The 14,389-nt window shown below is 44.0% G+C and carries 9 protein-coding genes; 7 read left to right on the top strand and 2 right to left on the bottom strand.

The annotated features are described in order from the left end of the window. The first annotated feature begins 50 nt into the window (after positions 1–50). The 7 genes from gmd (at position 51) to IZT61_RS01240 (ending at position 8,356) form a co-directional block, all read left to right on the top strand. The gene (gmd, locus tag IZT61_RS01270; protein WP_196099406.1) at positions 51–1,163 is read left to right on the top strand and encodes a GDP-mannose 4,6-dehydratase; all 1,113 of its coding nucleotides are present in this window, start codon (positions 51–53) and stop codon (positions 1,161–1,163) included. Between the two features lie 36 nt (positions 1,164–1,199). After that, the gene (locus IZT61_RS01265) at positions 1,200–2,138 is read left to right on the top strand and encodes a GDP-L-fucose synthase family protein (RefSeq protein ID WP_196099405.1); all 939 of its coding nucleotides are present in this window, start codon (positions 1,200–1,202) and stop codon (positions 2,136–2,138) included. A gap of 54 nt (positions 2,139–2,192) precedes the next feature. Continuing rightward, on the top strand, positions 2,193–3,566 hold the full coding sequence (locus tag IZT61_RS01260) for a UDP-glucose dehydrogenase family protein (protein ID WP_196099404.1): 1,374 nt from the start codon (positions 2,193–2,195) through the stop codon (positions 3,564–3,566). Between the two features lie 369 nt (positions 3,567–3,935). After that, entirely contained in the window at positions 3,936–4,955 is a 1,020-nt protein-coding gene (locus tag IZT61_RS01255) for a UDP-glucuronic acid decarboxylase family protein (protein WP_196099403.1), read from the top strand. A gap of 771 nt (positions 4,956–5,726) precedes the next feature. After that, a complete protein-coding gene (locus IZT61_RS01250; protein WP_196099402.1) occupies positions 5,727–6,467 on the top strand; it encodes a WecB/TagA/CpsF family glycosyltransferase in 741 nt (246 codons plus the stop codon). Then, positions 6,468–7,472 (top strand): Gfo/Idh/MocA family protein, encoded by a 1,005-nt coding sequence (locus IZT61_RS01245; protein WP_196099401.1) that lies wholly within the window; start codon positions 6,468–6,470, stop codon positions 7,470–7,472. 5 nt (positions 7,473–7,477) lie between these two features. Further along, positions 7,478–8,356, top strand: a complete 879-nt coding sequence (locus IZT61_RS01240; RefSeq protein WP_196099400.1) for an aldo-keto reductase family protein — start codon at positions 7,478–7,480, stop codon at positions 8,354–8,356. 286 nt (positions 8,357–8,642) lie between these two features. Here IZT61_RS01240 and IZT61_RS01235 read toward each other — a convergent pair whose 3' ends face one another. Both IZT61_RS01235 and IZT61_RS01230 read right to left on the bottom strand, forming a co-directional pair. Next, positions 8,643–9,401: a polysaccharide deacetylase family protein gene (locus IZT61_RS01235; RefSeq protein WP_196099399.1), complete on the bottom strand. Its 759-nt coding sequence runs from the start codon at positions 9,399–9,401 to the stop codon at positions 8,643–8,645. Between the two features lie 15 nt (positions 9,402–9,416). After that, entirely contained in the window at positions 9,417–14,360 is a 4,944-nt protein-coding gene (locus IZT61_RS01230) for a right-handed parallel beta-helix repeat-containing protein (RefSeq protein WP_196099398.1), read from the bottom strand. Between the last annotated feature and the right edge of the window lie 29 nt (positions 14,361–14,389).

Raw genomic sequence — 14,389 nt, 5'->3', positions numbered from 1 at the left:
AAGGTGTAACAAATTAAAACTTAACGAGGAACATACCTCATCCCTAGAAAATGAAAAAAGCTCTTATAACAGGTATTACCGGCCAAGACGGCGCTTATCTTGCAGATTTACTGCTAAAAAAAGGTTACGAGGTACATGGTATCAAAAGAAGAAGTTCTCTTTTTAATACCGATCGGATTGACCATTTATACCAAGACCCTCACGAAAGCGACATCCGCTTTAAACTGCATTACGGCGATTTAAGCGACTCGACCAACCTGATAAGAATAGTACAAGAGGTACAACCCGACGAGATTTATAATTTAGGCGCCATGAGCCACGTTAAGGTAAGTTTCGATACACCAGAATATACTGCAAATGCCGATGGCATAGGTACCTTAAGGTTGTTAGAGGCGTTACGAATATTGGGCCTTGAAAAGAAAACCAGAATATATCAGGCATCTACTTCAGAATTGTATGGCTTGGTTCAGGCTGTTCCGCAGAGCGAAACCACGCCATTTTATCCACGCTCGCCATACGCCGTAGCAAAAATGTATGCGTATTGGATTACGGTAAACTACCGCGAGGCTTACGGCATGTATGCGTGTAACGGAATTTTGTTTAACCATGAAAGCCCGCTAAGAGGCGAAACTTTCGTAACGAGAAAAATTACCCGTGGCGTTTCTAAAATTGCCCTTGGTTTGCAAGATAAGTTGTACCTGGGTAACCTTGATGCGAGAAGAGATTGGGGCCATGCAAAAGATTATGTTGAGGCGATGTGGTTGATTCTTCAACAAGATGTTGCCGAAGATTATGTTATTGCCACTGGTGTAACCACTACCGTTCGCGACTTTGTTAAAATGTCGTTTCAGGAAGTGGGCATCGAACTCGAGTTTAGGGGCGAAGGCGCACAAGAAAAAGCTTACGTGGCGTCGTGCTCAAACCCTGATTACCTGCTACCATTGGGCAAAGAAGTTGTAGCGGTAGATTCGGCTTATTTCCGCCCTACAGAAGTGGATTTATTAATCGGCGACCCAACAAAATCTAAAACCAAGCTAGGCTGGAAACCTCAGTACGATCTGGCAGGACTGGTAAAAGAAATGATGGCGACAGACGTTGATCACTTCAAAAAGGAGCTGATGCTGAAAGAAGCCGGATATGCAGTTAAAAATCAATTCGAATAAGCTATTTAAATAAGTTAACCTCCTCAATCGATAACATTGGAAAAGAACGATAAAATTTACATTGCCGGACACCGGGGTATGGTTGGTTCAGCCATATACAGAAAACTTCAAAATGAGGGTTACACCAACCTGGTAACCAAACAATCGGGCGAGCTCGATTTGCGAAACCAAGCAGCGGTGGCAGATTTTTTCGAAAAAGAAAAACCCGATTACGTTTTCCTTGCGGCGGCCAAAGTTGGCGGAATAGTAGCGAACAATACCTACAGAGCCGACTTTTTATACGAGAATTTAGCGATACAAAACAATGTTATCCATCAATCTTATGTGCATGGCGTTAAAAAACTGATGTTTTTGGGCTCAAGCTGTATCTATCCAAAACTAGCCTCTCAACCATTAAAGGAAGAATATCTTTTAACGGGCCGCTTGGAAGAAACGAATGAGCCTTACGCAATTGCTAAAATTGCGGGCATAAAAATGTGCGAAGCTTATCGCGATCAATATGCCTGCAATTTTATATCGGTAATGCCAACCAATTTATATGGCTTTAACGATAACTACCACCCCGAAAATTCGCATGTATTGCCCGCACTGATCAGAAAGTTTGATGAGGCAAAAGAACAGCAATTAAGCGAAGTTACGATTTGGGGATCGGGAAGCCCAATGCGGGAATTCCTTTTTGCTGATGATTTGGCAGATGCCTGCTATTTTTTGATGCAGAATTACAACGACCCGAGCCTGGTAAATATTGGCACCGGCGAAGATTTGACAATCAAGGATCTTGCCCTGCTGATTAAAGAAACCATTGGATTTGCAGGCAATTTAGCCTTTGATACCTCGAAGCCCGACGGAACACCCCGTAAACTGATGGATGTATCGAAATTGCATGCCCTTGGCTGGAAACACACCACCCCACTTCAGAAAGGGCTTGAACTCGCCTATCAAGATTATTTGACCAAAAAGAAAGCGTACGCTTAATAAGATATCTGTGTTGATCGGCTTTTAAACCGATCGTAAATTAAAACTAGAAAGATGAAAATAGCTGTAGTTGGTACAGGATATGTAGGTTTGGTTACAGGCACTTGCCTGGCCGAAACCGGAAACGATGTAATATGCGTTGATGTAAATGCATCGAAGGTAGAAAAAATGCAGAACGGTGAAGTGCCGATTTACGAGCCCGGCCTCGACCTGCTTTTTCACCGCAACATTGAGCAAGGGCGGTTACATTTTACCACCGATCTTGCTTCGGCAATTAAGGAAGCTCAAATTATCTTTATGGCTTTGCCAACGCCCCCAGGCGGTGATGGCGCTGCCGATTTATCGTACATTTTGGGTGCCGCAGGGGATATTTCGAAAATCATTACCGATTACAAGGTGATTGTAAACAAATCTACCGTACCTGTGGGCACGGCCGATAAGGTTAGCGCCGTATTTGCACAAAATACAAATGTGCAGGTAGACGTGGTTTCTAACCCGGAGTTTTTACGCGAAGGCGTTGCTGTTGATGATTTTATGAAGCCCGATCGCGTGGTGATCGGCACAAAAAGCGAGCGTGCCAAAAAATTGATGTCCGAATTATACGGTCCGTACGTAAGACAGGGAAACCCAATTTTATTTATGGATGAACGTTCGTCGGAATTGACAAAGTATGCGGCAAACTCTTTTCTTGCTACCAAAATTACTTTTATGAACGAGGTGGCTAACCTTTGCGAACTGGTTGGTGCGGATGTGGATGCGGTGCGACGTGGAATTGGCTCTGACGAAAGAATCGGAAAACGTTTCCTTTTTCCGGGAATTGGCTACGGCGGCTCTTGTTTCCCTAAAGATGTTCAGGCATTGGTAATGGCGGCAAACGAAACAGCATACGATTTTCAGATCCTTAAATCGGTAATGGAAGTGAACGAGCGTCAGAAAACCATCATCGTTGATAAAATGCTAAAATACTACAAAAACGATTTGCAGGGTAAGCATTTTGCACTTTGGGGCCTGGCTTTTAAGCCAGAAACAGACGATATCAGAGAAGCTCCGGCTTTATATATCATCAAAAGCTTGGTAGCACATGGCGCTACGGTAACGGTGTTCGATCCCGAAGCGGTGGAAAACGTTAGAAATGTAATCGGCGATCAGGTTACTTACGCAGAAAACATGTACGATGCGCTGGAAAACGCCGATGCCTTGCTAATTGCAACCGAATGGTCTGTATTCAGAAATCCTGATTTTGACAAGATCGACAATCTGCTAAAATCAAAAGTGATCTTTGACGGCAGAAATCTTTATGATCTTCAGAAAATGATCGATCTGGGCTATTATTACAACAGCGTAGGCAGGAAAAAAATTACAACAAATGGTGATACAGCTCAGCCCATTCAATTATCGTCAGACGCTGTAGAAGCACCGGCGGTTTAAGCGGTAAGTTTACCCTAACTCGTCAAAATATTGTCATCCTGAGCGGAGTCGAAGGACAGATATTTTTCGTTTTATCCTATAGAAAAGGGCCTGCCCGACTTGTCTAGAGAGCTAAATGCAGGCAATTACTAAATAGGCACAAGCGAGACGCTTGCGCCAGCGGAGGTTATTGTCATCCGATAGCTATCGGATCTGAACGGAGTCGTTGTCAGTCTGAGCGGAGTCGTTGTCAGTCTGAGCGGAGTCGTTGTCAGTCTGAGCGGAGTCGTTGTCAGTCTGAGCGGAGTCGAAGACTAAATAGGCACAAGCAAGACGCTTGCGCCAGATGAGCGCCTAGAGAAAAATTATTATACAGGTTAATAAAAATACATGAACACTGGAATTTCAAATTCCCCATCTGGGGCAAGACGTAAAATATTAATTACCGGAGCGGCCGGCTTTTTGGGGTCTCATCTATGCGATCGCTTCATTAAAGAAAATTACCATGTAATTGGGATGGATAATCTGATTACTGGCGATCTGGCGAACATTGAGCACTTGTTTAGTTTGGAGAATTTCGAGTTTTACAACCACGACGTTTCTAAGTTTGTGCACATTCCGGGCGAGCTCGATTACATTCTTCATTTTGCATCACCCGCGAGTCCGATCGATTATTTAAAAATCCCTATTCAAACGCTAAAGGTTGGTAGCTTAGGTACGCATAACTTGCTGGGACTGGCCCGGGCAAAAGGCGCCAGAATGTTAATTGCATCTACATCAGAAGTTTACGGCGATCCGAATGTCAACCCTCAACCCGAGGAATATTGGGGCAATGTAAACCCCGTTGGGCCAAGGGGCGTTTACGATGAGGCCAAGCGCTTTCAGGAAGCGATTACGATGGCTTACCATACGTTTCATGGCGTAGAGACTCGAATTGTTAGAATTTTTAATACTTACGGACCACGCATGCGCTTAAACGATGGTCGTGTTCTGCCTGCTTTCATTGGTCAGGCACTACGTGGCGAAGACCTTACTGTTTTTGGCGATGGCAGCCAAACCCGTTCGTTTTGTTATGTCGACGACTTGATTGAAGGTATTTACAGATTGCTGATGTCTGACTACGAGAAACCGGTAAACATTGGCAACCCGGATGAAATTACCATTAAGCAGTTCTGCGATGAGATTATCAAACTTACAGGTACAACACAGAAGATAGTGTATAAGGAACTTCCGCAAGATGATCCGAAACAGCGCAGACCCGACATTACCAAGGCTAAGGCGTTGCTAAACTGGGAGCCAAAGGTAGATCGTGCCGAGGGTTTAAAAATCACTTTCGATTACTTTAAGTCTTTACCCCAAGATGCACTCGAAAAGATTGAGCATAAGGATTTTAAGAAGTACAATAAGTAGGGCTAATACCTACTTGTTGTATTTCTGAACAAAGCGAAGACCGCGAAGCAGCTACGAAGTGAATTTGCAGGCTACGGAACGCAAAACGTTAATAAACCCACAGTCTAAAAAGGATTGGGAGACGGCACTGCAATAGGTTCGTTAGGCACTTGCTGTCATTCTGAGCATAGCGACGAACCTGCAAGCGATGAAAAACAGAACGCCAATAAGCAGCGCCAAAAGAGGGCGAGTGAGTGGGCAATGACGGTGAGAGGTAGGTTACGGAGGCTTTCCTGAGAAAATCTAATCGTGTTGACATATCTCCTTCCGCCTGTTCGTCATTCCCGCGCCGGCGGTCCCGAAACTTCGGGATTAATACGGGGCCCTAATTTTTACGCATTAAGATCCCTTCCCGAAGTTTCGGGAAGGATGACGACCGTCCTTGGATAACGCCATAAAATTCTGTCGTTATTTAGATTAATCGTAATTAGAAAACGACGCTTCAAAGATGTGTCCACACCAAAGGAGAAATCGGGACAGGCTGTTCCGCATCATGACAGCGAGGGTTTGCATCCGATAGCTAACTGCCATTTTAGATTGATTTTATAAACAAGCGCCCGTCTGATAAGCCGGGAATTGAAACTCAGAATGACAATAAAACAAAATATGGCCCTATGGGGCTATTGTTAAAGCGTGTAATTACCATCAATTTAGCACCGTCAACTTATTAATATCTACTCCCTATTTTAATAAGTGCAACCACCAGAATTAATCATAAAAAAATATAAGTTGATGAACTCACTCAAATTTGTAGATGTATTGGATTTTAAGGTTTTTTCTGATGATTTGAATAAGATTGAGATCAATAACGGAAAAGCCAGAATAATCAACACCATTAGCCCAAATTCATACGGATTATCGTTGAAAGACGAGGTATTTAAAGATGCACTGGTTGATACCGATTATCTGGTTTTGGATGGTGTGTATTTTGCTTTTGCCTCGTTAATGCTCAAGGGTAAAAACATTAGGAAAAATCAAGGTCCAGAGGTTTTCTACCATTTTATGGAGCGGATCAATAAAACTGGCGGGAAGGTATTTTTTCTGGGATCGAGTGAGCAGACGCTTGAAAAAATCGAAAATCGGATTGATGCCGAATACAAAAACATTGAGGTGATGACGTACTCCCCTCCTTTCAAGGCGCAATTTTCGGCAGAAGATAACCAGCACATGGTAAGCACTATTAACGCCTTTAAGCCCGATATCCTTTTTGTCGGGATGACGTGTCCGAAACAGGAGAAATGGGCAACAGCAGCCAAAAATAGTCTTCACCCCTGCCTCATCATTAGCATTGGCAATGTTTTCGACTGGTTTGCGGGTACCCAAAAAGTTATCCATCCTTTTTGGTTTAAAATAAGAATGGCCTGGTTAATCCGCATTTTTTACCGTCCGGAAATTTTCAGAAGAAACATCAAAAATCAAATGACCTTTTTTGGCGACGTAATATTAATATTCCTTAAATTAAAAAAAATATAAATGATAAAAGTAGCATTAGTAGGTGCAGGTAAAATGGGTGTATCCCATCTCTCAATACTTGGCGCTCATCCCGATGTGGAAATTGTTGGTGTATGCGATACCTCAAAAATTGTCACTGATTTTTTAAGCCGTTACTCAAAGATGGAGTGTTTTTCAAATTTTCAGAAAATGCTCGATAAAATTACGCCCGATGCTATTTTTGTAGCCGTACCTACCAAATTTCACTACGAGATTATTAAGTACGCTATCGAAAAAAATATTCATGTATTTGCCGAGAAACCATTTTGCTTAAATACCGCCCAGGGCGAAGAATTGGTTAAGCTTGCTGCCAAACACCGCATTATAAACCAGGTTGGTTACCACAACAAGTTTGTGGGCACATTTAAAGAGGTGAAACGCCTGATCAACTCGGGTGTGATTGGCGATGTTTATCATTTCCTTGCCGAATCTTACGGCCCCGTTGTTACCAAGGCCAAGCAAAGCTCGTGGCGCTCCAATCCGGATGATGGCGGTGGTTGTTTAATGGACTATGCCTCGCATGTGATCGATTTAGTGAACGATATTATTTCTCCCATTACCGAGGTTAAAGGCGCTACCTTGAAGTCGATTTACTCGCAAACCGTTGAAGATGCCGTTTACGCGGTATTAGAAACTTCGAGCAAGGTAAGCGGGATCCTTTCGGTAAACTGGAGTGATGAAACTTATCGCAAAATGTCGACAACGGTAACCATTATGGGCACCAAGGGAAAAATTATTTCTGATGCAAACGAACTGAAAGTATTTGTTAAGGAAGATAAAACCGGCGGCTATACCAAAGGCTGGAACGTTAAGTACATTACCGATTTAACTGATCAGGTAAACTTTAACCTTCGGGGCGAAGAATACAGCGCTCAGGTAGACTATTTTATTGATGCGGTAATGAAAAGAAAACCGAACACGATAAATACTTTCGAAAACGCCTGGGAAACCGATAAGGCGATAGCATTAATTAAAAAGCATAAATAAACGAGATGGAAAGAATACTTTTTGGCGATAATCAGTTTTTTGCCGTTAACCATATATCAGACGAAAAATCGCGTGCCCAATCCATTCAGTTTAAAAGCGACGATGCGATTATCAAAACGTTAAATCATGCGCAAGACGCGGGATTAAATACTTTTATGTGTACCACGCACGATCGAATTATCGGTATCTGCGATGTAATCAGAAAAAATCCTGAGCAATACAAAGATTTTAAGATTTACCCTTGCATGCCTTATGCGCATAAATATGCCAACGCGGTAACCGAGTTGGGTATTGCAGGAACCATTAAACAATATGTGCCGGGGAATTTATTCGGGTCGATTTTTAAGGGTGGTATGGCGTTGCTGTCTAAAGACTACATTTCGCTGATGGAATTGATGATTGATGCGGAAATGAAAATGTTTAAAGGCATTAATACTCCGGTAATCTTTCTTCAGAATGTAATCACTGATTTGTTGCTTGGTTTACGGGCAGAAGAAATTTTGGTGGCTTTTTATAATCACATCAAAAAGAAGTACAATGCCGAGGCCGGTTTTATTACCATGAACATGCCCAAATTGTACGAAGTATTGGAAAGAAACGGAATCGAAAACCCGATTATCTGTTCATCAATTAATAAAGTTGGTTTTAGAATGTCGGGTTCAATAAAAGCCTACGAAGATGTTTTAAAAACTAAAAAAGGTCGTTTTATTGCCATGCAGGTATTGGCCGGCGGTGCTATCCCACCAAGCGAAGCTTTAGAATATGTTTCCAAATTGCCAAATATAGAATCGATATTGTTCGGAGCATCATCAAAAAAGAACATCGAAAGTACGGTATCGTATATTGAGAAGTTTGATAAGGAAGCCCCACCCGTTGATAAGTAGAAGTTAGGCATGTTCGTTCTTAACCCTCTCCAGAAGGGAGGGTTTGAATAGACAGTGTTTTTAAGCCAGAGCGTTTAGGTAAGTCCAAACTTCTGGCTTTGTTTCCCTCTCCTTCTATCGTACGGGGACATCTTTGAAGAAGGGTTTTATTACATGGGAAGAGCGGCGTTTTCTATGAACGGTCGTCATCCTTCCCGAAACTTCGGGAGGGATCTTAATGCAAAGGACTTATACTTTCGCTTTATGATTCCCGCCTGCGCGGGAATGACGACCCGTGAAAGAAAGGCTACCCCTTTTTGTTCAGATAAAACTTTTTCAGCGCAACAATCGGCGACGCCAGATTTCTGAGCGAGTGAAACGACCTTGAGATTTTAAACGCAATTGCTTTCTTATCGTCGCTTTGGTATATTCCAATTCTTCTTAACGAAAAAATATGTTGTCGTGGCGAATAAATAGCCAGTCCGAACTTATAGCCAGCCTTTTTTAACGATGTTTTAAAGCCCAGCGGAATATCGCCGTACGGATAGGCAATGGAATAGATGCTGCGGTTGAGCGTTTCTTCCAATATTTTTTTCGATTGGTATATTTCGTGGTACGCATCTTCCTCAGTTAAGCTGCCAAGCTCAACGTGATGGTGGCTATGGCTGCCCACTTCCATACCCAGGGCAACCAGCTGGTTGATCTGCTCACCGTTCATGATATCAACCCGCTCTGCACCATTGTTTTCAACATCCCAAATGTTATAAGCACCCATGTGGGCCGTTGGCATGTAAAACACCGCTTTCATGCCCCGCCTGATCAATTCCGGAATCGCAAAGTCGAATAAAGCAACCGGGCAATCATCAAAAGTGATTACAATATGGTTGTGGAGCTCGCTTAATGATAAGTTATTTTCAACGATTTGTTCAAATGTAGTTGTAGTTAGTCCCGCCTCCTCAATGCAATCGAGCATTTCGGTAAATTTCGAACGCGTAAGCGCCCATTCCGCCAGTGTTGGGTGTGGCGAATCGAGCACATGGTGAAGCATTATAACTGGTAAGTACATATAGAGCGTAACTAATTACATTTTGATAAACGTTTTTGCAAATCTATCATTTCCATTCTTAAAAAGAAGAATATAAGTTCCCGTTGGCAAATTTGACACATCAATATCAGTGATTGTGTTTCCGTTGGCAACGGTTGCCCGTTTCACTACCCGGCCATCCATAGCAACCACTTCCAGCGTTCCTTCCTTTTGGGCAGCGGGAAATTTAACATGCAAAGTGGTTTGAACCGGTACAGGATAGATTACAATGTCAGCTTCCAAAAACGCCTGTGCCCGGGTAAAAGCTGGGCTCGATACTAAAATGCTCTCGTTCCTGCCGGCTGCCGCACTGATTTTGAATCTCCAATAACCAATTGGTCTTGCTACATTACCCACATTAATGGTACCTGTATATAACTTGTACTCGCCACCATTCTCACTAACCATAATGTCAGCAGGATAAGTATCATGTGAAGCGGTAAGCGTGTTTGCAGTGTCATCTGCTTTAAGACTTGGTGGAGCCGGGGTTGTTGTTATGATTGTTTCGGTGAAGGAGGGGCTGCTGACAATGTTGCTCTCCGTCCGCCCCTCCCCGGATCGGACTTTGAACTTCCAATAGCCACTCGGTCGGGCAACATTACCCACATTGATCACGCCCGTATATAACTGGTACGTGCCATTGTTCTCGCTGAACATAATGTCAGCAGGGTAATTGTTTTGCGAAGCGGTAAGGGTATTGGCAGTGTCATCTGCCGTAAGGCTTGGTGGAGCCGGGGTTGTTATGATTGTTTCGGTAAATGCAGGGCTGCTAACAATGCTGCTCTCCGTCCGCCCCTCCCCAGATCGGACTTTGAACTTCCAATAGCCACTCGGTCGGGCAACGTTACCCACGTTGATCACGCCAGTATATAACTGGTACGTGCCATTGTTCTCGCTGACCATAATGTCAGCAGGGTAATTGTTTTGCGAAGCGGTAAGGGTATTGGCAGTGTCATCTGCCGTAAGGCTTGGTGGAGCCGGGGTTGTTGTTATGATTGATGTGGTAAATGCAGGGCTGCTGACAATGCTGCTCTCCGTCCGCCCCTCCCCAGATCGGACTTTGAACTTCCAATAGCCACTCGGTCGGGCAACATTACCCACATTGATCACGCCTGTATATAACTTGTACGTGCCATTGTTCTCGCTGACTATAATATCAGCGGGGTAATTGTTTTGCGAAGCGGTAAGGGTATTGGCAGTGTCATCTGCCGTAAGGCTTGGTGGAGCCGGGGTTGTTATGATTGTTTCGGTGAAGGCGGGGCTGCTAACTATACTACTCGCCGTCCGCCCCTCCCCAGATCGGACTTTGAACTTCCAATAGCCACTCGGTCGGGCAACATTACCCACATTGATCACGCCCGTATACAACTGATACGTGCCATTGTTCTCGCTGAACATAATGTCAGCAGGGTAATTGTTTTGCGAAGCGGTAAGGGTGTTGGCATTGTCATCTGCCGTAAGGCTTGGTGGAGCCGGGGTTGTTATGATTGTTTCGGTGAAGGCGGGGCTGCTAACTATACTACTCTCCGTCCGCCCCTCCCCAGATCGGACTTTGAACTTCCAATAGCCACTCGGTCGGGCAACATTACCCACGTTGATCACGCCAGTATACAACTGGTACGTGCCATTGTTCTCGCTGAACATTATGTCAGCAGGGTAATTGCTATGCGTAGCGGTAAGGGTGTTGGCATTGTCATCTGCCGTAAGGCTTGGTGGAGCCGGGGTTGTTGTTATGATTGATGTGGTAAATGCAGGGCTGCTAACCACGGTGCTCTCCGTTCTGTCATTTGAAGCGCTTATTTTAAATTTCCAGTAACCACTCGGTCGGGCAACGTTGCCCACATCAATTGGCCCCGTGTATGGTTGGTAGGCACCATCATTTATGCTCACCATCAGGCCCGAGGCATAAGTATCGTGGCTGGCGGTTAAGGTATTCAATTCATCATTAGCTACAACTTTGGGCGCAGTTGGTGTGCTTACCTGAGTAAATACAGGGCTTACCACAACCTCACTCTCGTTTCTGTCTTTTGCCGACCTAATTTTAAATTTCCAATAACCTTGCTGAACGGAGGCATTGCCAACATTTATCTCGCCGGCATATGGCTGATAGCTTTCGTTGTTTACGCTATATATAATCTCGTTCGGGTAAACGGCGTGCGATACAGACAGCGTGTTCTTTACATCGTTGGCCACCATAACTGGAGGTGTGGGCGTAATCATCTCCATTGTAAATGCAGGACTAGGCACCTCGGCGCTTTCGTTTCGGCCATCGGCCGCCTTGATCTTGAATTTCCAGTAGCCGGCAGGTCTGTCAACATTGCCTACATTTATTGCCGCAGTGTAAGCCTGAAATGCTCCGCCGTTTTCGCTTACTACAATATCCGATCCGTATAAGTCGTGCTTACCCGACAAGATGTTGGTTTTGTCGTCGCCGGTAACAACTGGTGCGGCTGGCGTAACATTTGCCGGTGCAGCCGATGTTCTGATTAAAACAATAGAAGCATATGGCGCAATAGTTACCGAACCCGAATACCGCACATTTTTAGCATCAACATAGGTGCCGTTTAGCGAAATTGATTTAGGCGATTGGCTGGCATTATATTCAAACAGGATATGATCATCGGGGTTGGTGTTGGTTACGTTTGCTTCGTAAAGCTCTACATTATCCAGCCAGTATGTTAAATCATTATTATCAGAACCAAAAGTGATGCAGGCATTGGCCTCGGTTTTAGGAAATGAAAACAAACATTCGTAAGTGTTGGCACTGGTTTGAACTTTTACGGTGCTTACCGATGAAATTGTGCTGTGGGGACTGTTGTACTGCCTTAAAAAAGCGGTAATGTTGGCTTCTTTGTTTCCAATTACGTTAAATTTTAAAATATACTTCTTCGAGGCGTCAACTGCGCCAATATTCAGCAGGAGAAATGATGGTTTGCCAGCCGCAAGCTTAACCGAGCCTCCGGAACCGAGTTTGTTTGAATTATCCCAGGTGGCTGCAGCAGCGCCAGACGATGCGTAAAAAACTGTTCCACCAACATTCCCGTCAAACTTCCCGTTCGGGTATCTGTTCGCCCCCACAAGGTTATTTACTTTATAAGCAGAAAGCTTAACCGGGCTATTTACCGTGCTCAAATCTTGTTTGAAGTTCGATTGCCACATGGCCAAATCGTAATACCTTGAACTGTAAGATGAGGTGTTGGTAAACTGCTCAACGTTGATGATGTTACTTGAATCGAAAGGACGAGGATAATAGTTGTTGTCGTGCTTTCCCATTCCGGCAATGTCTGCATCTTTGTTAGACATTTTCAGAATGTTCTGATCTGCAGTTTTCGAAAACAGAATATTTCCTTTTAACGACACATTGGTAATGGCATTTCCATAATCATCATGGGCGAAAGCTACCTGCGTACCGTTGTTAAAAACGGTGTTTCCGGTAATGTTCATGTTCCGGCCGTTGTGAACAAAAATTCCCTGGTCGGTAATTGATGCAATGGTGTTATTAGAAACCTCGATGCCCGCAGAATTATCATCGGCATAAAATCCTTTGGCGGGCGGGGTTGTTGAGGTAGTTCCCTCTTTTGCCCCAATACCATTTAAAATAATGTTGCCCGTAACCTTTCTGTTGGTATAAGCATAGTTCGAATCGCCACTAAAAGTGTAAATACCACTGCCATCATCTTTAAGCAAACAAAAACCGTCAACAAGGTTGTTTTTCACGTTGATAGATTCACCGGCAAAATAAATTCCAATGTAGCCGGTGTTCATCACCTTGTTGTATTCAACCAGAATGTTATCGCCACCTACATACATTCCAAGTCCTTTGTGGTCGCCATTTTGCCCTAAGCCCGGAAAAGCCATGGTGTTTTGAATGGTATTGTTCCGTACCACTGCCCCATTACATTTTTCGTTCAAATAAACACCGTTATTTTGTGCACCGATAAAATTGCAATTTTCTACTGTAAAATTAGAAACCGAATAGGCGTTCAAACCACAGTTGCCCAGGTATTCAATGTTGCAGTTTCTTAAGGTGTAATTTTTACCGAAGCTGATCGAAACCCCATGGGCGTTGGCGCCTCGCAGTGTCAAATTTTCGAAAGTGAAATTGGTGAACCTGCCGTCGGGCCGATCCGAATAAATCAGGTTATCGAGCGTACTTACCTCAACCGTTGAAGACGAAGGTGGCGTTGAGCCAAAATAAACGGATATTTTCTTCGAAGCCGGATTGTAATACCATTCGCCAAACTTGTCGAGCGTCCGAATGTCGTTTTGTATGAAGTAGCCAAACTTGTTTGCCGGGAAATACCGTCCAACTGGGTCTGTATAAGAAATAGTGGCCCCCGAGTGCGAAGTAATTGGATGCCGGTCTATAATCCAGTGCATTTTACGGATCACCACGTCGGCACCTTTCCAGTTGTTACCCGAATTGATTTTGCTATCGCTTAACGATTTCCCATTGTTCGATTCGACAGTGAGGTAGCCTTTGTTGGCGGCATCAGAATTGGGATAGCGCCCCATTTCCTGTGGCTTGTTATTAATGAGCACAACAGCCACACTCGAGCCAAAGGCTGCGTTGGTGCTTTCGTAAATGCCATTGCCCACGCTTTGCCACTGGCTTACAGTTACAAGAGAGGTAATAATAGGATTGCTCCCTGTACCATAGGCACCGAAAGTGATCGGATTGCCATCGCTACCAGAGCCGTTAATTGAAATGGTGCCGTAAAAGGTTTCATTTCTTTTAAACAACACGTTATCGCCCGGCTTTAAGCTGGCAAAATATGCGTTCAGTTTAGTGATACTTTTCCACGGGGTGTTGGGGTTTTGCGCCTCACTTGCCGACCGGTTGTCATCGCCGGATATGGAAGATAAATAATACGTACTTGCAACGCAGATGTTACAAGTTAGAAAAAAAACCACACCGAGAAAAAATCGGATGTGTGCCATTTTGAGAACGCAATAATTTAGACAATGAT

The sequence above is a fragment of the Pedobacter endophyticus genome (genome assembly GCF_015679185.1).
Lineage (GTDB): Bacteria > Bacteroidota > Bacteroidia > Sphingobacteriales > Sphingobacteriaceae > Pedobacter > Pedobacter endophyticus.
Note: the sequence above shows the minus strand (reverse complement) of the source record. Positions and strands in the feature narration are given on the sequence as shown.

Excerpts from the sequence above, each read along its gene's own strand:
- gmd (WP_196099406.1), top strand. The coding sequence starts at position 51 with ATGAAAAAAGCTCTTATAACAGGTATTACCGGCCAAGACGGCGCTTAT.
- IZT61_RS01260 (WP_196099404.1), top strand. The coding sequence starts at position 2,193 with ATGAAAATAGCTGTAGTTGGTACAGGATATGTAGGTTTGGTTACAGGC.
- IZT61_RS01255 (WP_196099403.1), top strand. The coding sequence starts at position 3,936 with ATGAACACTGGAATTTCAAATTCCCCATCTGGGGCAAGACGTAAAATA.
- IZT61_RS01250 (WP_196099402.1), top strand. The coding sequence starts at position 5,727 with ATGAACTCACTCAAATTTGTAGATGTATTGGATTTTAAGGTTTTTTCT.
- IZT61_RS01245 (WP_196099401.1), top strand. The coding sequence starts at position 6,468 with ATGATAAAAGTAGCATTAGTAGGTGCAGGTAAAATGGGTGTATCCCAT.
- IZT61_RS01240 (WP_196099400.1), top strand. The coding sequence starts at position 7,478 with ATGGAAAGAATACTTTTTGGCGATAATCAGTTTTTTGCCGTTAACCAT.
- IZT61_RS01235 (WP_196099399.1), bottom strand. The coding sequence starts at position 9,401 with ATGTACTTACCAGTTATAATGCTTCACCATGTGCTCGATTCGCCACAC.
- IZT61_RS01230 (WP_196099398.1), bottom strand. The coding sequence starts at position 14,360 with ATGGCACACATCCGATTTTTTCTCGGTGTGGTTTTTTTTCTAACTTGT.